1 protein-coding gene is annotated in these 2,012 nt (G+C 67.7%); it reads left to right on the top strand.

Annotation, left to right across the window (positions count from 1 at the left end; translation table 11 throughout):
- Nucleotides 1-250: 250 nt before the first annotated feature.
- Nucleotides 251-1,639 carry a protein kinase domain-containing protein gene (locus ACJ8AT_RS13565; protein WP_407738129.1) on the top strand — a complete coding sequence of 463 codons (1,389 nt, stop codon included), beginning with the start codon at nt 251-253 and terminating at the stop codon, nt 1,637-1,639.
- The last annotated feature ends 373 nt before the right edge of the window (nt 1,640-2,012 follow it).

Here is a 2,012-nt window from a genome sequence, read left to right as displayed (position 1 = left end):
CGGGGGCGGGGGTGGCCTCCACGGCCGCCGGCCTCAGGGTCTTCGCGTAGTCCCGCTGGATGTCCTTTTCCGTGCGGCAACTGGTGAGCACCACGAGGAGCAGGAGGCCGAGGAAGGATCGCATGCGTGAGCTGGATTCGTAGCACATGGGGCGCGGGGCTGTGTGACCGAGCACATCCCTGGTGTGGCGCCCCACCTATCCGGTAGTGTGTACCGGCAAGCAGGCCCGCCTTGCCTCTGGAGCGTCCCCATGTCTCACCCCCCATCCACAGACCCTCGCGCCTTCGTGCTCGGCTCGTGGGTAGGCCCCTGGCGCATCCTCGAGCTGCATGATTTTGGTTCCTTCGGCGCCATCTACCGAGTCGAGCGCGCCGGTCATCCCGAAGCCGGCCCCTTCGCGCTGAAGATCGCCCTGCACCCCGAGGATCCACGCTTCCAACGAGAGGCCGAGCTGCTCCAGCGTGGGGTGCACCCCTCCATTCCACGCTTCGAGGACACGGGCCGGTGGACCGGACCCGATGGGCGAGTCTTCCCCTATGTCGTCATGGAGTGGGTGCAGGGCAGGCTCTTGTACGAGTGGGCCCGCGTGCACAAGCCCACCTCCCGCGAGCTCCTGCACGTGCTGGCGCGGTTGGCGTCGGCGCTCGCGCTCGTGCACGCGGACGGGGGAGTGCACCGGGACGTGAAGGGGGACAATATCCTCGTGACCGCCGGGGGCCGCGCCGTGTTGCTGGACTGGGGAGGTGGCACCTACGCAGGCGCCAAGGCCCTGACGGACACGCTGCTGCCGCCGGGTACCTCCCACTACCGGGCTCCCGAGGCGGTGCGCTGGGCCTGGGCCCACCGGATGACGAGAGGAGAGTCCTACCAGGCGGGCCCCGCCGATGACGTCTACGCGCTCGGGGTGACGGCGTATCGGCTGTGTACGGGCACCTATCCGCCTGCGCATGAGGAGGGCTCAGAGCCGCAGCGCAGGCTCCTCGCGCCGCGAGAGCTCGCCACGGTGAGCGTGGGCCTGGAACGCCTGCTGTTGGGCTGTCTCTCCAAAGACGCACGGGCTCGCCCACCCGCCGCGGCGCTGGCCATCAGCCTGTCTGCCGCCGCCGCGGAGGAGGATGCCACGCAGCCCATCATCCCCACGACCGCCGCGATGGACACGGAGCAAACCTCCCACCCAGGCCCACGGCGCGGGTTCGTGGTGCCCCTCTGGCTCTCGATGGGAGCGGCAGCGGTGATGGGTGGCCTGCTGGTGCTGGTCTCGTTGGAGTTCCTGTACCCTGGGCCGGCCTCTCCGGCGGTTCCAGAGCGTTTTGCCAACCTCGCGGAGCATGTGAACGAGCCGCCTGCTCCCGAGGCACCTGATGGAGGCGTGGGGGAGGAGGCTTTGACCAGCGTGGTGCAGCCACCGCGTCCTGGAAGCCCGTCCTCCGGACTTCGATTGCCCATGCCCAAGACGCCGCTTCCCGGGCAGAAGAAACCGCCATGCGATCCGGAGTTCGAGCGGACTGCGCTTGGGGCGTGCTGGATCGTCTTGAAGAAGCCGCCTCCATGCAGGAACGGAGGGTATGAGCTGGCGGGAGAGTGCGTCCGTGCCTCCATGAATGCCCCAAGCCAACCTACCAGCGAGGATCCGCGATGACCCTGCATAGGCTCATCATATCCGTCGTTGTACTCACTGGTTCTTGGGCTGCTGGCAGTGTAGGCGAGGAGGCTTTGACCAGCGTGGTGCAGACACCACGCCCTGGAAACCCGTCCCACAGGCTCGGGCTGCCCATGCCCAAGACGCCGCTTCCTGGGCAGAAGAAACCGCCATGTGATCCAGGATACGAGCTGCCTGCGCTGGGGGCATGCTGGGCCGTGCTTGAGAAAAAACCCCCTTGTGGGAACGGGGGGCATGAGCCAGGTCTGATGCGTTCTCGGGTGTGAGCGATTGGGCGAGGCAGCCTCGTGAGAGCGCGGCACGGTGCGGCAAAGCTCCGCCCTTCGGCTGAGAGCCGTGGGTATAGAGGCCT

The sequence above is a fragment of the Hyalangium sp. genome, from assembly GCF_045802625.1.
Lineage (GTDB): Bacteria > Myxococcota > Myxococcia > Myxococcales > Myxococcaceae > Hyalangium.
Note: the sequence above shows the minus strand (reverse complement) of the source record. Positions and strands in the feature narration are given on the sequence as shown.

What these genes read in the sequence shown, in the direction of transcription:
- ACJ8AT_RS13565 (WP_407738129.1), top strand. Translation starts at nt 251, where the DNA reads ATGTCTCACCCCCCATCCACAGACCCTCGCGCCTTCGTGCTCGGCTCG.